This is a genomic window from Ruminococcus gauvreauii (genome assembly GCF_025151995.1).
Classification (GTDB): Bacteria; Bacillota; Clostridia; order Lachnospirales; family Lachnospiraceae; genus Ruminococcus_G; species Ruminococcus_G gauvreauii.
In genome coordinates this window covers 3,906,762-3,923,412 of sequence record NZ_CP102290.1, presented here as the reverse complement: position 1 = coordinate 3,923,412, position 16,651 = coordinate 3,906,762, and the positions used below count along the sequence as shown (strand labels likewise).

Genomic DNA, 16,651 nt, shown 5'->3' with positions numbered 1-16,651 from the left:
GACAAGATTAAGCTTCCGGCACGTAGACGCAAAGGAATGTTCGGTCTATACTTGGAATCAGATATCAAGCTTTAAGGAGGTATAAGCATGGAGACAACAAGAATGAGTTTTCTGGCTAAACGAATGGGTAACTTCGCCAATTTAGCCAATTGGCCAAACGCAAACGTACTGAACACAGCCCTGGTCACTGAGTACATCCCCGAGATGTGTAAAGTGCCCTATGACCTTTTGTTCCGTGATGATCCCCGCGCCATGGCAGAATGCACTCTGCTGATCTGGGAATATCTGCGGCTCGATCTTCTGACTGCAAACATGGATGTGTACAATTTTGAAGCTGAAGCGATGGGTGCGAAGATAAATTTCTACAAAAACCACTGTCCTGATTTTGACCGCGATACCTACTTTATCCAGGGAAATGAAGATCTGGACAAGATAAAGTACACCGGACTTAAAAGCGGTCGTTTCCCATATCTCATCGAATACTCCAGAATATTCAAACAATACACGGGAGTTGACACCTTCCCGATATTCTCTGCACCCTGGACACTTGCAGGTAATCTGTATGGACTGGATAACCTGATCGTTGACACCGTCACCAATCCGGACTTTGTACACGAACTGCTGAGACGCATCGTGGATGATTTCCATGTTCCCATGTACAAAGAGCTGAGCAGTGTCATTCCAGGGATGACCGAGGTCGCACTGGTGGATGCCTTTGCCACCATACCGATGGTTACCGTATCCATAGTCGATACATTCATCCGCCCATATCTTGAGCGGCTGATGGAAAAGCTGGATATGCCTGGCATGCCGCTTCTTGATACTGCATTCTTCGGGAGTTCGCTGCTCTCTGAAGATGACCGCAGGAAATTTGAGGAATTTGTCATCTTCGCAAATGGGCGCTTCTTCTGCAGTGACCCTGATGCCGCCGTGCTGACGCCCGAATACGCCAGAGCCCGTGCTACCGAGTGTCTGCTTCCGCTGCAGACCGGTGTCGATGCGAAAGTACTCCAGTTTGGTACCGTAGATGAGGTCATCGACAGGGTACGGCATTATGTACTGGCCGGCAAGAATGGTCCCACTCCCTGTGTCTTCTTCTTCAACAATATTGCACCGAACGTGCCGTTGGAAAATGTACAGGCGGCAATCAATACTGTGGAAATATACGGTGCCCCCGGTGCTGATGAAAACACACCGTATACCGAACCGGAGTTTCTTACTTTTGAAGACTTCCTACGCCGTAAGATCGCAGACAATAACGAGGGGTACACTTACGACTGGCTGAAACAATCGGGCTATGCATACCTTGCATAGTGCAGTAAAATTCTGGAGGTAACGTATGAGAATCATTACAATAGAAGAACATATTACAGATCCCGCTCTGGATGGCAGCGCCAGGAAATATATTATGGAAGATGCACCGTACTACAGCCTCACTCTGGGAAAAAACCTCCCGTACTATCCGGATTTTAATCTGTATGCGGATATGGACGAACTGCGAATTTCCGATATGAACAAAAACGGGATCGACATGCAGGTACTGTCCTGTCCGGCCCAGTCTGGAATGCTCACACCAGAGGAAGCGATTCCCCTGACCCGGGATGTGAACGACAGGATGGCGGCGGCTGTCGCAAGACATTCCAACCGTTTTGCAGCATTTGCAGCACTTCCATGGACAGATCCCGATGCTGCAGCCGCGGAACTTGAGCGTGCGGTAAATAAACTCAAAATGAAAGGTGTCCTGTTGCCCGGACGTCCTTCCCGTGAAGCTGTTTTTCTGGACGATGCGAAATTTTCACCCATATTGGAAACCGCAGAAAAATTCGGTATTCCCATTTACGTGCACCCTGGTTGTCCGGTTCCAGCTGTACAGGATGCATATTATGCGAGGCTCGATCCCGAGGTAAGTGCCCGGCTGTCCATCTTCAGCTGGGGCTGGCACAATGAGGCCGGGGTTCAGGTCATCCGCATGATTCTCGGAGGTGTTTTCGAGCGTTATCCCAAACTGCAGATTATCTCAGGCCACTGGGGCGAGCTGGTTCCGTTTTTCCTCTCCCGGCTGGATCAGGCACTTCCCCGTGAGGTTACCGGATTGTCGCGCACCATCACAGAAACTTACGCACAACATGTCTACGTCACACCCAGCGGTATTTTCACCTATCCCCAGCTCCAGTTTATGATACAGGTACTGGGCGCAGACAGGATCATCCATTCGGTTGATTTTCCTCTCGTAGGTAATGAGGACGCCCGTTCATTTTTGGAGAATGCTCCTGTCAGCGATGCAGAGAAACAAAAAATTGCATATGGGAACGCAGAAAATCTTTTGGGATTGTGACAGCAGCCTAAATCATATAATTTACTTTTATTTTTTCTTGACTTCATCATGCACATGTGATATAGTAATAAAAGTGTTTTAAAGACTTTTGATTTCGCATATCACTGTAGATCATTATTCTGTTAATGATCTACAGTGATATGCGATTTTTTATATGCCGAAAAAATACAATAAAAAAACAGGAGGTATCTTTCATGAATAAAGGTACAGTAAAATGGTTTAATGCGGAAAAAGGGTTTGGATTTATCACAGGAGAAGGCATGGCTGATGTATTCGTACATTTTTCAGCAATCCAGAGCGACGGATTCAAATCGTTAGACGAAGGACAGTCAGTTACTTTTGATACCGTTGAAGGTAACCGCGGATTACAGGCCGCAAACGTACAGATCGCATAGTAATCAAAGCATTCCTCTCATACTTAATGTCTGCAAACAGGTATTGAGAATTTCTGTATATTTAAGTAGCCAGAGCAATGTTAAATTATTACAGCAAAGCCAGTGAAGTGTATTGTATATGCTTTACTGGCTTAATCTAATGTCAGGCATGGTCCTCACGCCTGAATGACTTGCAAACGCAGCTGTACATCCTGGAGACCTGTTTCGAATACCCCTCCATCAGTTTGGACAGCCGCGGTTCTCCCTTCACGGAGCGTTTATAAATGTGCAGTTCAAAGATTACATCCGCATGATCCGTTTTCATATGGAGCATTTTCTGGATATCAGTGATGATGCATGCTGTAAACGTCAGGTAATCTTTCATCTGCTCGGCATCAAGCTCATTCGTCCTTCTGTTATTGATCAAAAACAACATCTGTTCAGCCTCTGAGACCATAAACCAGGATATTTCGAGCAGTTCTCTGATAAAATCAGCGTTCTCGCTCCCGGTTTTTGTCAAATATTCCAGTATCTGCCCATGGAGCATATGATAATAAATCTGTGCATCACTGATCACCTCGTAATCCAGGGGCGCATTCAGACTGTCTTCCAGCATTTGCAGATAAACATGATGCATATGAAACAGCTGCTGCAGATTATATCGGAACTGACCCTTGAAACTCGTCCGGAAGAAGAATCGATTCACCACCAGCACCAGTATACTTGCAGCGGCAACATAAAGAATCCTCAGTTCAGCGGCAAGTGTCTGAGGCAGTGCCATTGTAGTAAGTGTCAGTGCAAAGCAAGTGGAGAACAGTGCCTGCTGCCAGGTACCTGCCGCCTCCATATAAAGTCCCGCCGCCATAACTGTAGCCAACAGAAAATGCCACGCCGTCCCTGGAAACAGAGGTATCAGTATCTGTATGAGCATGCACCCTGCTGCGGTACCGATAAATCTCGCTTTCATCCTGGTAACGCTGTCCTCATACATGGGTCTCAGCAGCAGAAATGAAATCAGAGCAAACCAGTAACCATGATTAGCCTGACTGACCATACTGTAAACAAAACCCACGGTTAGCACTGCGCTCAGGCGAAGCGCAAACCGTGTCTCAAACGTATCTGTTTTCATCCGGCCGAATATTTTCTTTATGGCTCGGCGGTAAGCCGGACGCTTTCGGGATGGATGCGCTTTCTGTTCGTCAGCACTGGAGATACTTTCCAATATAATCAGAAAAAGCCTCAGAAAATTCTGGGCAAACACATATGGGGCCTCATCCATATCCCCAGTTCTGGAGAGAAAGTCATTTCCCCTCTCTATCAAAGTCTCCTGCCGAAGCCCGCCCGTTCCGGCATCTTCCATATATTGAGCCAGCTGAGACAACAGTTCCTCACATCGATCATCCTTCAGCATTTTGGCCTGGTAAGGGCTTGTAAGGAAATATGCTGCCCGCTGGAACAGGAGCGCAAACATATACTGAATCTTCCCCTGCGGTCTGACCATATAAGTCAATCCACGGCTTTTGTATGCCTCGTTATAGAGCCCGTGCAGGATAAGAAATATCTCATCCGTCTCATTGTCGGTCCCGTCCTGCTCTGAACCGATCCTTTTTCGTACCGCTTTTGCCAAAAGAATCAGCCCTTTTTGCGCAGAGTCAAAAGAATTCCCCTTTTTGTTTCCGGGAGAACATAATAGCAGTGCAGCCGTAAGCACCAGCAGACCGTAAGCCAGAGCACCCATCTGTATCGCCAGTCCCTGCCAGCCCACCACCGGCCGCAGCTGCAGAAACGTAAAGCACATGGCATTTGCGAAATATCCCAACTGATTAAACTGTGAAGCCTGAAGATAAACAAGTAAAAACGGAACTGCCAGATTAAAGAGAACACAGAGTATCAGTCCCTGCGAGGCTAAAAAAGCAAGCATTGCCATCAGAAACTGAGTCCCGATAAGAGTCAGAAGCTGCCTCATGGTGAGATGCTTTCGATAGTTGACCTTGAATAGAATGGTCACCACAGATACAAGAATTGCGTAAGATATTCCGAAAAACAAAACAATCGTATAGAATAAAAACATAAAAAAAGCAATGATTGGCAATGCCTCCGCAAACTTTGCGCGTGACCTTGCCAACCCCGACTTTAACATATTTCTCATAAGCCAATCGTCCCCTTTGGATCCTATTATACCTCCTGTAAGCAGGACTGTCATCTTCTTTCTTGTTTTCCAAATCCAGGGAGACGGTATGCTTTATCAATCTTCCTTTGTCACAATACATCCCGGAGCTTTAAAGATACTGTTCTCCGGCACAACGCCTCTCACAGAGGAGAGCGGATAGATATTGGTATGCGCACCTACAACCGTACCGGGATTCAGCACGGAATTGCATCCCACTTCCACTTCATCACCGAGCATGGCGCCGAACTTCTTAAGTCCCGTCTCGATGCGGACCTCTTCCCCTTTTACCACGACAAGTTTTTTATCGGACTTCACATTGGAAGTGATGGATCCCGCTCCCATATGCGCTTTGTAGCCCAGAATGGAATCTCCCACATAATTGTAATGCGGCACCTGAACGCGGTTAAACAGAACAACATTTTTAAGCTCCGTAGAGTTTCCGACGACTGCATGTTCTCCCACGATCACTTTTCCCCTGATAAACGCCCCGGGGCGGACTTCCGTATTCTTTCCTATGATGGCAGGACCTGTGATGGACGCTGTCGGAGCCACTTTCGCTGACTTTGCGATCCAGACGTTCCCGTCGATGCAGTCATATTCTTCTTCGGAAAGTGTTTTGCCAAGTTTTTCTGTAAACTCCCCAATATCCGCCAGAACCTCCCAGGGATATGTCTTCCCGTCAAATAATTCTTTTGCCATTGTCTCTTCCAGTGTATATAAGTCCTGAATCTTAATCTTATCCATTCTTTTTTGCTCCCTTCTGATAATATTCTGAGACCGCCTGGTAGCAGTTCCTCATCTGATACTGATTATTCAGCCTGAGCACCCCAGTCGTACGGTCTGTGATGAATTTCTCCAGTTTCTGCATATACTCGTCTTCCGTGATGCTTCCCTCCGCCACATAAGTCAGTCCTTTTTCCCAGCTGGCTGTCAGCTCCGGGTTCAGCAGAGAGCGTATAGAACTGTTCACGACATCAAAGATCATCTCACCCAGCATCGTAGGGGTGAGTATCTGTGTTTTTTTATTGAGTGCCATATATTTGTTCGCAACCAGCTTTTTCAGGATTTCAGCGCGCGTCGCACTCGTTCCGATACCGCTTCCCTTGATCTGCGCTCTCAGCTCTTCATCCTCGATCAGCTGCCCGGCATTTTCCATCGCAAGAATAATGGATCCGGAGTTATAACGTTTTGGCGGCGCGGTCTCGCCCTCTTTGATTTCAAATCCCCGTACCTGCAGAATCTGATTTTTCTTCAGCTTCTCCAGAATATCCGCAAGATCCGGTGTCCCGGACGCTTCACCGTTATCCTCCTCTTCCTTTTTCTTTAAGAAAGAAGCCTGTATTACCTTTAAATACCCCTGCTCCAGCAGCACTCTGGCGTTTGTGAAAAAAGTTTCCTTTCCGATGCCCGTGGTAAGTGCAAGCTTCCGGTACTGGGCAGGCGGATAGAATATGCTCAGAAATCTTCTCACCACCAGCTCATAGACTTTCTGTGAGACAGCCGGCAGTTTCGCAAGACCGGAGATTCCCTGTCCGGTGGGTATGATCGCGTAGTGGTCGGTAATCTGCCTGTCATTGACATACCGCGTCTTTGCAAGCCCCTGATAACTCCCGTTTTGCAGCACTTCATCTGTGAATTCAGCAGTGATTCCATACTGCCTGAGTCCCCTCAGATTCTGTGCGATCACCTTTGCCACTGCACTCGAGAGTACACGGGCATCCGTTCTCGGGTAGGTGACCAGCTTCCGCTCATACAATTCCTGCACGATGCGAAGCGTCTCGTCCGGACTGGTTTTCAGCAGCCTGGAGCATTCATTCTGCAGCTCTGCCAGATTATAAAGAAGAGGCGGATTCTTTCTTTCCTTTTTCTTCTCAATATTCAGCACAACAGCCTGTAGCGGATCCATAGCGGACAGTTTATCCGCCAGGGCTTTTGCATCCTTTTCCTCACGGAATCCGTTTTCTTTGTAGAGTGCCGGCGATTGAAAAAAGAGACTCTCAGGGTTCACCCGCCATTCACCTTCCAGTGCACAGCCTTCCAGTTCCAGCCCGGCAATCAGGCGGTAAAACGGTGTTTTTACGAAGTCCCGTATCTCACGCTCCCTGCGCACCACCATGCCCAGCACACATGTCATGACCCGTCCTACGGAAATCACCTGGTATTTGCTGCCCAGAAAATTTGCGACGCTGTTCCCGTATTTCAGGGAGAGCAGACGCGAAAAATTGATTCCCATCAGATAGTCTTCTTTTGCGCGCAGATAGGCGGATGCCGCAAGGTTGTCATATTCTTTCAGGTCTTTCGCTTCCCTGATTCCGCGTAAGATCTCCTCTTCCGTCTGAGAATCGATCCACACACGCCGGCGGTCCTTATCCTTGACATTTGCCATCATCTCGACAAGGCGGTAGATATACTCTCCCTCCCGCCCCGAGTCTGTGCAGACGTAGATCGTCGTAATATCCGGCCTGCGCAGCAGTCCGCTTACAATATCATACTGTTTCTTCACCGACGGAATGACTTCATATTTAAATTCAGACGGTAAAAAGGGGAGGGTCTCAAGCCTCCACCTTTTATACTTCTCATCATATTCTTCCGGATAGCTCATGGTGACAAGATGACCGACACACCACGTCACCACGGCGTCCTCCGACTCCAGATATCCGTCGTTTCTCCGGGCATTGATTTTCAAGGCTTTAGCAAACTCCTGTGCGACGCTCGGTTTTTCTGCAATATATAAAGATTTTGCCATTTGGTCACTTTCCGGCTATTTCGCCTTTATATATCCCTTTGCTTTCAGTGTCTCGGCACAGAGCACCGCTCCGCCTGCTGCTCCGCGGACCGTATTGTGGGAAAGTCCTACGAATTTATAATCATATACCTTATCCTCACGCAGTCTTCCGACTGAGATACCCATGCCGTTTTCATAGTCCACATCCATCGTTACCTGGGGACGATTGTCATCTTCCAGATACTGGATGAACTGCTTTGGAGCACTCGGCAGGTTCAGCTCCTGCGGGATTCCCCGGAAGTTTACCAGACGGTCGATCAGTTCTTCCTTCGTAGGATTTTTGCGGAATTTTACGAACACTGCCGCTGTATGTCCGTTTAAAACAGGAACGCGGATACACTGGCAGGTGATCACCGGTGATTCTGCAGTACGGATCACGCCGTCCTCGATCCTGCCCCACAGACGAAGCGGTTCCATCTCGCTCTTCTCTTCTTCTCCGCCAATGTAAGGAATGATATTTTCCACCATCTCCGGCCAGTCTTTAAATGTTTTTCCTGCTCCTGAAATCGCCTGATATGTCGTCGCTACTACTTCATACGGTTCGAATTCTTTCCATGCAGTCAGTACTGGTGCGTAACTCTGGATGGAACAGTTCGGTTTTACAGCGACAAATCCCCGTGTTGTTCCCAGTCTCTTTTTCTGAAACTCGATCACGTCAAAATGTTCCGGATTGATCTCCGGCACAACCATCGGTACATCGGGCGTCCATCTGTGAGCGCTGTTGTTGGAGACAACCGGTGTCTCTGTCTTTGCGTACTCTTCTTCGATGGCACGGATCTCATCTTTTGACATATCGACAGCTGAAAACACAAAATCAACACCTGACGCTACCTTTTCTACTTCATTAACGTTCATGACAACCAGATCTTTCACTGCCTCCGGCATCGGTGTCGTCATTTTCCAGCGTCCTCCGACCGCTTCCTCATATGTTTTACCCGCACTTCTCGGACTGGCTGCTACGGTCACCACTTCGAACCATGGATGATTTTCCAGCAGAGAGATAAATCTCTGACCTACCATGCCTGTTGCGCCTAAGATTCCCACACGTAATTTTTCACTCATCTTTTCTCTCCTCTTCCTAACATGAAATATCATCTAAAAATGCCCTGTTCGCCTCAACCACCTGTTCCATCGCGTCCGGTCCCGGAGCTCCAAGCGTCATACGTTTTTCCACACATGTCTTCAGACTGATTGCATCATAGATGTCCTCTTCAAATACCGGGCTGATCTTTTTATAATCAGCAAGTTTCATCTCATCAAGTGATATCCTGTGTTCAATGCAAAACAGAACAAGCTGACCGACAATGCCGTGCGCATCTCTGAACGGAACACCTCTGCCCACGAGATAATCTGCCGCATCCGTGGCATTGGTAAATCCCTTCTGTGCACTCTTTTCCATGACGTCTTTTTTGAATTCCATGGTCGCCAGCATGCCTTCAAACAAAGCCAGGCATCCTTTCGCCGTATCGATGGCATCAAAGGTGAGTTCCTTATCTTCCTGCATATCTTTATTATATGCAAGCGGAATGCCTTTCATCGTTGTCAGGATCGACGTCAGGGCTGCATAGACTCTGCCTGTCTTTCCCCTCACAAGTTCTGCAATATCCGGGTTCTTCTTCTGCGGCATGATACTGCTTCCCGTGCTGTATGCATCATCAATCTCTACAAACCCGTATTCGTTGGAATTCCAGATAATAATCTCTTCCGAAAATCTGCTCAGATGCATCATAACCGTGGACAGCGCCGACAGCAGTTCGATCACATAGTCCCTGTCGGATACCGAATCCATACTGTTTCTGGTCGGTCCCGCAAAACCGAGAAGCTGTGCCGTATAATCACGGTCAAGCGGATATGTAGTCCCCGCCAGAGCCCCGGAGCCCAGCGGACAGTAATTCATACGCTTATAAATATCACACAGTCTCTCGTAATCACGCCTGAACATCTCGAAGTAAGCACCCATGTGATGTGCCAGTGTGATCGGCTGTGCTTTCTGAAGGTGGGTGAATCCCGGCATGTAGGTCTCGAGATTCTCACTCATAATCTGATTCAGTGTCGCAAGCATCTTCACAACCAATGCTTTCAGCTCACAGATCTCGTCGCGCACATACAGCTTCATATCCAGTGCCACCTGATCGTTCCGGCTGCGGCCCGTATGCAGTTTCTTACCTGCATCTCCGATCCTGTCGATCAGATTCGCCTCCACAAAACTGTGAATGTCCTCATACTCTGAGGTGACGGGAAGGCGTCCTTCCTTTACATCCTTCAGAATGCCCTCAAGTCCGCCGATAATCTCGTCGCGTTCTGCCACTGTCAGAATTCCCTGTTTCGCCAGCATCTTTACATGTGCAGTGCTGCCTTTGATATCCTGCTCATAAAACTTCTGATCGAATCCGATCGAAGCATTAAAATTATACACAAGCTGATCCGTCTCTTTCGTGAAACGTCCGCCCCACAATTGTGCCATATCCATTCCTCATTTCTTTTATCGGGCACAGTCTCCTGTGTCTGTCTTATCTTGATTGATTTTACCATCCTCTACTTTCCATGGCAAGTATTATTCTTCTTTTTCTCCGATTCCCGCTGTTTTTTCGAGAAAATACAGCCGCAGTAATCCTGCCGGTACAGGCCGTATTCCTCCGAAAGTTCGATGGACCGCTTGTATCCTTCCCTCTTCTTAAAGTCTGACGGCAGCCATTTGACCCCGCAGACCTCCTCCAGCTCCCTGCCTATCTCATTCAGCCACTCTGCATTTTTCAGAGGACTGATCGATAACGTACTGCAAAAATATTCAAATCCGAACTCCCTGGCAGTCTGTGCAGTCCTGAGAAGCCGCAGCCGGTAACAATGGTAGCAGCGTTCCCCCCGCTCCAAAAGCTCCTCCATTCCTGCAGCCGCCTTATAGAATTCCTCCGGTTTGAATTCTCCTTCAAGAAATCCGACGGAATTCCTGACACTCAGTCTTTTGATAAACGTCCGCTGTTCCGCCGCTCGCTTCCGGTATTCTTCTTCCGGATAAATATTGGGATTATAATAAAAAACCGTAATGGAGAAATGCTGAGAAAGGTACTCCAGCACATAACTGCTGCACGGCGCGCAGCAGCTGTGCAGCAGCAGTTTCGGTACGCTCTCGCCCTGATTCCTGATCAGCTCCTCCAGCTGTTTTTGATAATTCTGCTTCATTCCCTGGAAAACTCCTGTCTTTTTCCTTTATTGTAATTCATTCTGACATTTCGTGCAATCGCTTCATATGATATTGTAAACATATCATGGAGGAATACCATGGACCAACCATTGTTAGAGCTGAAAAATGTCAGCCTTTCTTACCATTCTCTGGAGGGGGAGACCCCTGCCATTTCCCATATATCATTTCAGGTTCCTAAAGGCGGTTTCCTTGCAATCGTCGGACCGAGCGGCTGCGGCAAATCGACGATCCTGAATCTGATCTGCGGACTGCTCAGGCCGGAAGAAGGCGAAATCCTTCTCGGCGGAACAAGCCTGTCAGAGAAACCAATGAACATCGGATATATGCTGCAGAAAGATCATCTGTTTGAGTGGCGGACCGTCTACAGCAATATTCTGCTGGGACTTGAAACACAGAAACGTGTCACGCCGCAGAAAGAGGTTTATATCGAAAGCCTGATGCAGACGTACGGTCTGGACTCCTTTAAAAACGCAAAACCTTCGCAGCTGTCCGGCGGAATGCGCCAGCGGGCTGCTCTGATACGTACGCTGGCACTCGAACCTGACCTGCTGCTGCTGGATGAACCATTCTCCGCCCTCGATTACCAGACTCGTCTGAACGTCGGAGATGACATAGGCAAAATCATCAAACAGGAGGAAAAGACCGCAATCCTCGTAACGCATGACATCTCGGAAGCGATCAGTATGGCAGATACCGTTATCGTCCTCACTAAACGGCCTGCGACGATCAAATGTGTCATCCCCATTGATCTCGAACTTCCTGACCGCACACCTCTCACCTCCCGCAGTGCCCCGAAGTTTAAAACATATTTCAATCAGATATGGAAGGAACTGAATGACCATGAATGAACTTCGTGAAATGTCGATCGGACAAAAGAATTATCTGAAATCAAAAAAAAGGGACAGACAGGTCATCCAGCTTGTCCGGATTCTGATTTTTTTTATTTTCCTGTCGTTATGGGAAATCAGTACCCGGCTCGGCTGGATTGATTCTTTTATTTTCAGCAGTCCCTCACGTGTCCTTCGGACCATCGTCGATATGACGCTTCATCAGGGGCTGTTGCTTCATATCGGCACCACACTGTTCGAGACACTCGTAAGTTTCTTTTTTGTCACACTGCTATCCATCGGTGTCGCGGTGCTGCTCTGGATATCTTCCAGGCTTTCCCGTATCCTGGAACCATACCTGGTCATTTTAAACAGCCTTCCGAAATCCGCACTTGCACCGCTTCTGATCGTATGGCTGGGAGCAAAACCCACAACCATCATCGTTGCCGGCATGTCGGTCGCGATATTTGGCGCTATCATCAATCTCTACACTGGATTTCAGGAGGTAGACAAAGAAAAGCTGAAGCTGATTTACACGTTCGGGGGCACAAAAAAGGACGCCCTCATAAAGGTCGTCCTTCCCTCTTCGATTCCACTCATCCTGAGTGTAATGAAGGTTAACATCGGTCTGTGTCTGGTGGGTATCATCATCGGCGAATTCATCAGCAGCAAACAGGGTCTGGGACACCTGATCATCTATGGCAGCCAGGTATTCAGGTTTGCAGGCATTCTGATACTCTGTGATGTTCACGGTATCTCATCCAGCCATGTCTGTCCTGCGTCCAGCATTTTCGTAAAAATACGTCCCCGGTTCCCCTCGTCTTTTGCCTGATGATATTTAAACAGCATCTGACCGTCCGGAAGGTTTCCCAGTATCTCTATCTTTCCCGCCACATGTGACATCACGTAGCGCAGGCATTTTCCCTGACCGTTCTGTTGATTTTTCGCCTCTTCCACGATGTCATATCCGCGCTCCAACGGCACCTGAAACTGGTTCTTCACTCCGGCAACGGGACGGCACTGAAATATGTAATAGGGAATAATGCCGCATGCGGTCAGTTCCCGCAGGAGTCTCCCTGCTGTTTCTTTGCTGTCATTGACTCCCTTCAGCAGTACCATCTGGTTTTTGACAGTGATGCCTGCATCAGTCAGCAGCCTGACAGCCCGCTTCGTCTCATCCGTCAGTTCTTTTGGATGGTTCACATGGGTCATCACGTAAATCTTCTTTTTCCGGTTGTATTCTTTCAGCATCTCAACCAGCTCAGGATCCTCACTCACTCTCATCGGAAGTGTAACCAAGGTGCGCGTTCCAAACCGGATCAGATCCAGATGCTCAATACAGCTGAAAGCTTCCAGATATCTGCGGATGACCTCATTGCTGTTCAGAAATGCATCTCCGCCCGATATCAGTACATTGCTGATCTCTTTGTGCATTCGTACATACGCTGCCATATCTTCCATATTTTCTGCTGTCTCATCCTCAGATATACCGACCAGGCGCTTGCGGAAGCAGTGCCTGCAGTACATGGCACAGCGGTTCGTTGACAGGATCATGACCGTCTCCCGGTATTTGTGCTGCATCCCCGGCATTACTGTATTTTCCGCCTCGCCACTGGTGTCGAACTTCCCCGACAGATCCGTTTCCCCGACAGACGGGATACACATCTTCCGAATCGGATCCTGATCAGGATGCTTCCTGTCAATCAATGAATAATAGTATCTGGGAATCGTCATCGGAAAACGTTCCAGTATCCTGCACATCTGTTCCTCTTCGGCGGCGCCAAGTTTTAATAAATCCCTCACTTCACACGCCTCTGTAATGTTATGCCTCAGCTCCTCTTTCCATTTCATGCGCAGTCCTCCTTGTCTGTTTATCCAGTGTACTGACTACCAGTCTTCTGGATTATACCGTAACATAAATAAACAAGGTTTGCAAACTTTACTGTCGCATTTTTCATTAAATATGCTTTTTATTAAACAATATAACCGATATTCCGAGACATAGAATAGTAATCAGAACCGTCAAAATGACCGCCGGACCGAAGTCAGTCCACACAGCCTGATTCTGGAGCAATGTCATATTATCGGACACCAGCCGTATTGGCAGATTCGCTCTTACCCCCGGGATGATCCCCGCCGCAAACTGCAGGACCACAAAAATCCCGGTAAACAGCAGGCTCCCCCAGCCGCCACAAAACAGGACGCCTCCCAGCAGCACCACCGCAAGCAGCAGGATACCAAACAGCCATACCATGCCGACCGCCATCATAAGCCTTCCGATCTGCACATCCATATCCCAGAAGTATACCGAGTACAGCCAGGAAACGCAAAAACACATGGCGTAGACGGCCGTCCAGGTCAGAGCTGCTGCAGTAAACTTCGCGAACACCACCGTTTTTCTCGCCACCCCTTTCGTCAGGACAGGGATCAGCGTCCCACGCTGCAGCTCACCCGACATACTTCCCCCGAAGACCAGTACGAGCACAAAGAGCCCCATCTGAGGAGTATTTTTAAAAAACTGAAGCCAGGAATCCATCATCGTCGGTTCGGTCATCTCTATCGACATTCCCGCAGGCATAAAATTGCTGATTAACTCCGGCATAAATTTGGCTGTCAGCGGATTCATCATGCCTAGCAGCAGAAATACAAGTCCTGTCACCAGTAACTTATATGTCCGTACCTGTTCACAAAACTCTTTCTTCACAAATGCAGTATATTCCGTCATCCGACCACCTCCATAAACATATTTTCCAGTGTCGGTTCCAGAACCTCGAATTTCAACGGCAAAATATTGTGCGCACTCAGCTGTGCCAGCAATATTTGTTCCGCATGCTCCATGCTGCCGGTCACATGGCAGACCATCTCTGATCCTGAGACCTCCCTGTTCATCTGCAGGTCTTTGATCTCCTGTATGTTCAGAAACCTGTACAGTTCATTTGGATTCTGAAAAGCAATCCGTATACTGTCATGCCGGTGCTGTCCTCTGATCTTTTCCAGATCTCCCTGCAGTACAATTTTCCCGTGATGCAGTACCGCAATATCATCACAAATACGCTCCACATCTGACAGGATATGCGTGGAAAACAGAACCGTTGTGGTCTCCTTTACTTCCTCCAGGATGTCCAGAATCTCCTTTCGCCCCAGTGGATCCAAAGCGGAAGTCGGCTCATCACAGATCAGCAGCTTGGGTTGATTTAAAAGCGCCTGAGCGATCCCCAGCCGCTGCTTCATGCCTCTTGAAAACCCGGAAATCCTTTTATTAACGCCTTCAAGCCCCACAAGTTTCAGCAGCTCATCACTTCTGCTCTTGATCTGCCCGGAATCAAGTCCTGTAATTTCACCACAGAAGCCGAGGTATTCTTTCGGTTTCATAAACCCATAAAACTCCGGTACGTCCGGCAGGAAGCCAATGTGCCGGTTTGTATTCGTCTGACCGTACAAAACACGCTCTCCAAATACACGAATCTCACCTGTATCCGGTTTCAGCAGCCCCAGAATCATTTTCATCGTTGTCGTCTTTCCCGCCCCGTTCTGTCCCAGAAAACCAAACACACTGTTTTGCGGAACCTGAAGATACAAGTCGTCTATCACAGTATGAGTTCCAAAGGCTTTCCCCAGTCCCTTTATCTCAAGTGCATTCATTCTTCTTCACCTCGCCCGAATACGAAATACAGAATAGGACCGATAACCTGAATCAGAACGACAATGATAACCCAGATTGCTTTATTGCCAAACCTGTAATTTGGATGTCTTATCACATGGACCAGCGCGGTCACCATCAGCACCAGCTCAATCACGATAAGCGGCAGTAAGACCACCATGTATTCTTTTAATAGTTGCATTTATTTCACCTCCAGTTTCTGTTTCAGCTGCAGCACCAGCCTTTTATAGCGCGCATCGTCTTTGAGTATCTTCAGTTCTGGATTTTCTGTGAGTCCCTGAATCAGCGTTTCCTTAATCACGTCTGTGTTTAATGGAGCGTCCAGCCCAAGTTCAAGCTCATTCAGCCATGGTTCGATCAGATCGAAATAGGAATCCTTGCAAAGACGCATTGGAAAGTCGAGTTCGCAACAGACATGTACATACCGTTCCAGCATCTTTACTGCCTCATCTTTGTTTTCCACACGGCAGTAATACAGCGCACAGACCATGTAAAGACTGAGCGCCGTATTACTGTGCAGGGTGTCCACTTCATAAACACTGCACACCCGAAGAGAACGCTGTATGGTTTCCTCTGTTTTCTGTGTGTCCTGCATGTTATCTGATATATAACAGATGCTGTCACCCAGCAGAAACAGCATATGCTGATAGATACAGACCTGCATGATCCGGTTTGCCTCGATACGGTTTCCGGCAGCCTGGCAGGCTATCGCAAGGAGTTCAGACTCCTGAGTCATCGGCTGCAGCTTTTCTCCAAACAGCTCCATGATTTTGTGTGGCTCCTGCATCAGCAGATAAGCATTGGCCTCGACCTGAGACGCCTCTTTGGCAGACCAGACATCTGTACACAATTCCCTGGTTCTTTTGCATAATTCCACAGCCCTTTCAAGCACAGGCCGGGCATCCGGTGCCATCTGTGCATGATTCAGCAGCAGCACCGCCATCTGCAGAAGCAGCGCTTCACAGGAATAAAACTTTCGGATAAGTGTTTCGCATTCCTCCATCACTTCCTGAAATGGCCGGTGTGCAAAATCCGCCGCGAGACGGTGGTACAGTTTTCGGATATCGTCCTTTGTCATCTGTGGTTCATATCCCATCAGCGTATCAATGCTGATATTGAAGTATGCCGCAAGCTGGGGCAAAAGTGCGATATCCGGGTAACTGACTCCCGTTTCCCACTTCGATACCGCCGCCTTCGATACGCCCGCATACGCCGCAAGCTCCTCCTGTGTGATACCCTTCTCCCGTCTCTTTTCAATTAAAATCTTTCCGATATTAATTCCCTTCACTTCCTCACC

The 16,651-nt window shown here is 48.1% G+C and carries 16 protein-coding genes; 5 read left to right on the top strand and 11 right to left on the bottom strand.

The window, feature by feature from the left end; translation table 11 throughout:
- The first annotated feature begins 87 nt into the window (after nucleotides 1-87).
- The 3 genes from NQ502_RS18340 (at nucleotide 88) to NQ502_RS18330 (ending at nucleotide 2,730) form a co-directional block, all read left to right on the top strand.
- On the top strand, nucleotides 88-1,314 hold the full coding sequence (locus tag NQ502_RS18340; RefSeq protein ID WP_028529862.1) for a uroporphyrinogen decarboxylase family protein: 1,227 nt from the start codon (nucleotides 88-90) through the stop codon (nucleotides 1,312-1,314).
- A 25-nt stretch (nucleotides 1,315-1,339) separates the two neighbouring features.
- Nucleotides 1,340-2,335, top strand: a complete 996-nt coding sequence (locus NQ502_RS18335) for an amidohydrolase family protein (RefSeq protein WP_028529861.1) — start codon at nucleotides 1,340-1,342, stop codon at nucleotides 2,333-2,335.
- A gap of 194 nt (nucleotides 2,336-2,529) precedes the next feature.
- Nucleotides 2,530-2,730 carry a cold-shock protein gene (locus NQ502_RS18330; RefSeq protein ID WP_028529860.1) on the top strand — a complete coding sequence of 67 codons (201 nt, stop codon included), beginning with the start codon at nucleotides 2,530-2,532 and terminating at the stop codon, nucleotides 2,728-2,730.
- Nucleotides 2,731-2,872: 142 nt separating this feature from the next.
- Here NQ502_RS18330 and NQ502_RS18325 read toward each other — a convergent pair whose 3' ends face one another.
- The 6 genes from NQ502_RS18325 to NQ502_RS18300 all read right to left on the bottom strand — a co-directional run bounded on the left by NQ502_RS18325 (nucleotide 2,873) and on the right by NQ502_RS18300 (nucleotide 10,844).
- Nucleotides 2,873-4,858: an FUSC family protein gene (locus NQ502_RS18325; RefSeq protein ID WP_028529859.1), complete on the bottom strand. Its 1,986-nt coding sequence runs from the start codon at nucleotides 4,856-4,858 to the stop codon at nucleotides 2,873-2,875.
- Nucleotides 4,859-4,954: 96 nt separating this feature from the next.
- On the bottom strand, nucleotides 4,955-5,623 hold the full coding sequence (locus NQ502_RS18320) for an acyltransferase (RefSeq protein WP_028529858.1): 669 nt from the start codon (nucleotides 5,621-5,623) through the stop codon (nucleotides 4,955-4,957).
- Complete coding sequence (locus NQ502_RS18315; protein ID WP_028529857.1) at nucleotides 5,616-7,625, bottom strand: DNA topoisomerase; 2,010 nt, start codon at nucleotides 7,623-7,625, stop codon at nucleotides 5,616-5,618. The genes NQ502_RS18320 and NQ502_RS18315 overlap by 8 nt, the downstream gene beginning before the upstream one ends.
- A 15-nt stretch (nucleotides 7,626-7,640) precedes the next feature.
- On the bottom strand, nucleotides 7,641-8,726 hold the full coding sequence (asd, locus tag NQ502_RS18310; protein WP_028529856.1) for an aspartate-semialdehyde dehydrogenase: 1,086 nt from the start codon (nucleotides 8,724-8,726) through the stop codon (nucleotides 7,641-7,643).
- Nucleotides 8,727-8,742: 16 nt separating this feature from the next.
- Nucleotides 8,743-10,128 carry an argininosuccinate lyase gene (gene argH / locus NQ502_RS18305; protein ID WP_028529855.1) on the bottom strand — a complete coding sequence of 462 codons (1,386 nt, stop codon included), beginning with the start codon at nucleotides 10,126-10,128 and terminating at the stop codon, nucleotides 8,743-8,745.
- 71 nt (nucleotides 10,129-10,199) lie between these two features.
- Entirely contained in the window at nucleotides 10,200-10,844 is a 645-nt protein-coding gene (locus NQ502_RS18300; protein ID WP_028529854.1) for an epoxyqueuosine reductase QueH, read from the bottom strand.
- 99 nt (nucleotides 10,845-10,943) lie between these two features.
- Here NQ502_RS18300 and NQ502_RS18295 point away from each other — a divergent pair, with 99 nt between their 5' ends.
- Nucleotides 10,944-11,714 carry an ABC transporter ATP-binding protein gene (locus NQ502_RS18295; RefSeq protein ID WP_044983540.1) on the top strand — a complete coding sequence of 257 codons (771 nt, stop codon included), beginning with the start codon at nucleotides 10,944-10,946 and terminating at the stop codon, nucleotides 11,712-11,714.
- Nucleotides 11,701-12,525 (top strand): ABC transporter permease, encoded by an 825-nt coding sequence (locus tag NQ502_RS18290; protein ID WP_341349433.1) that lies wholly within the window; start codon nucleotides 11,701-11,703, stop codon nucleotides 12,523-12,525. Before NQ502_RS18295 ends, NQ502_RS18290 begins: the two co-directional genes overlap by 14 nt.
- Here the strand turns inward: NQ502_RS18290 and NQ502_RS18285 are convergent.
- The 5 genes from NQ502_RS18285 to NQ502_RS18265 form a co-directional block, all read right to left on the bottom strand.
- Nucleotides 12,441-13,544 (bottom strand): KamA family radical SAM protein, encoded by a 1,104-nt coding sequence (locus NQ502_RS18285; protein WP_028529851.1) that lies wholly within the window; start codon nucleotides 13,542-13,544, stop codon nucleotides 12,441-12,443. The genes NQ502_RS18290 and NQ502_RS18285 overlap by 85 nt on opposite strands.
- A gap of 106 nt (nucleotides 13,545-13,650) precedes the next feature.
- A complete protein-coding gene (locus NQ502_RS18280; protein WP_028529850.1) occupies nucleotides 13,651-14,418 on the bottom strand; it encodes a membrane protein in 768 nt (255 codons plus the stop codon).
- The gene (locus NQ502_RS18275; protein WP_028529849.1) at nucleotides 14,415-15,335 is read right to left on the bottom strand and encodes an ABC transporter ATP-binding protein; all 921 of its coding nucleotides are present in this window, start codon (nucleotides 15,333-15,335) and stop codon (nucleotides 14,415-14,417) included. Before NQ502_RS18275 ends, NQ502_RS18280 begins: the two co-directional genes overlap by 4 nt.
- Nucleotides 15,332-15,535, bottom strand: coding sequence for a PLDc N-terminal domain-containing protein (locus NQ502_RS18270; protein ID WP_028529848.1), 204 nt, complete (start codon nucleotides 15,533-15,535; stop codon nucleotides 15,332-15,334). The genes NQ502_RS18275 and NQ502_RS18270 overlap by 4 nt, the downstream gene beginning before the upstream one ends.
- The gene (locus NQ502_RS18265; RefSeq protein ID WP_028529847.1) at nucleotides 15,536-16,642 is read right to left on the bottom strand and encodes a helix-turn-helix domain-containing protein; all 1,107 of its coding nucleotides are present in this window, start codon (nucleotides 16,640-16,642) and stop codon (nucleotides 15,536-15,538) included.
- Nucleotides 16,643-16,651 lie beyond the last annotated feature (9 nt).